This window comes from Methylobacterium indicum (genome assembly GCF_001043895.1).
GTDB classification, from domain to species: Bacteria; Pseudomonadota; Alphaproteobacteria; order Rhizobiales; family Beijerinckiaceae; genus Methylobacterium; species Methylobacterium indicum.
Window position 1 is genome coordinate 1 of record NZ_JTHF01000489.1, and the last position, 1069, is coordinate 1069.

A 1069-nucleotide genomic window follows, 5' to 3' on the forward strand; every position below is an offset into this window, starting at 1 on the left:
CGCATCGAGGTGGCTCGTGAGTTGTCTGTTTCTCGGCCTGGCCAGCCAGGCTTCGGCCGCCGGGCTCGATCACTGGCCGAAGGAGGCGGCGCAGCAGCTCGATACGATGATCGCCGCGAACGCGAACAAGGGTGCGTACGCCGTCTTCGACATGGACAATACCAGCTATCGGTACGACCTGACCGAGGCGCTGCTGCCCTTCCTGGAGATGAAGGGCGTCCTCACGCGCGACACCCTCGATCCGTCGCTGAAGCTGATTCCGTTCAAGGACAAGGACAATTACAAGGAAAGTCTCTACAGCTACTATAACCGGCTGTGCGAGATCGACGACATGGTGTGTTACCCATGGATCGCGCAGTCCTTCTCCGGTCTCACCCTCGAGACGCTGAAGGGTTACGTCGACGAGATGATGGCATCCGGAAAAACCATCCCGACGACCTACTACGAGGGTGACACGGTCAAGACGATCGAGGTGCAGCCGCCCAGGATCTTCACCGGCATCAAGGAGCTGTACGCCAAGCTGCGCGAGAACGGGATCGCGGTCTATGTCGTGAGCGCGGCGCATGAAGAGATCGTGCGCATGGTCGCGTCCGACCCGCGCTACGGCTACAACGTCAAGCCCGAGAACATCATCGGCGTGACGACGCTGCTCAAGAACCGGAAGACCGGCGAGTTGACGACGGCACGCAAGCAGATCGCCGCCGGCCACTACGACGAGAAGGCCAACTTGCCGCTCGAAATCACGCCCTACCTGTGGACCCCGGCAACCTGGTACGCCGGCAAGTACGCGGCGATCATGACCTATATCGACCCGTGGAAGAAGGCGGTCCTGGTCGCCGGCGACACGCCGGTGAGCGACGGGCCGATGCTGTTCCACGATGTCGACGTGCCGAAGGGCGGTGTCCGGGTCTGGGTCGATCGCAAGGCGAAGTACCGCAGCCAGATCGAGGAGATGAAGAAGACCAGCGCAACCGCCCAGGCCGCGAACGGCCTTCCCGTCACCGCCGACAAGAACTGGATCGTCGTGAAGCCCGAGGACATCCAGTAGAGCGCCCGAGAAGCCGCCGGG

At 62.4% G+C, this 1069-nt stretch carries 1 protein-coding gene; it reads left to right on the top strand.

The window, feature by feature from the left end; translation table 11 throughout:
- The coding region (locus QR78_RS31665; protein ID WP_202972811.1) for an HAD family hydrolase at nt 1–1048 on the top strand (1048 nt) is incomplete at its 5' end.
- Nucleotides 1049–1069 lie beyond the last annotated feature (21 nt).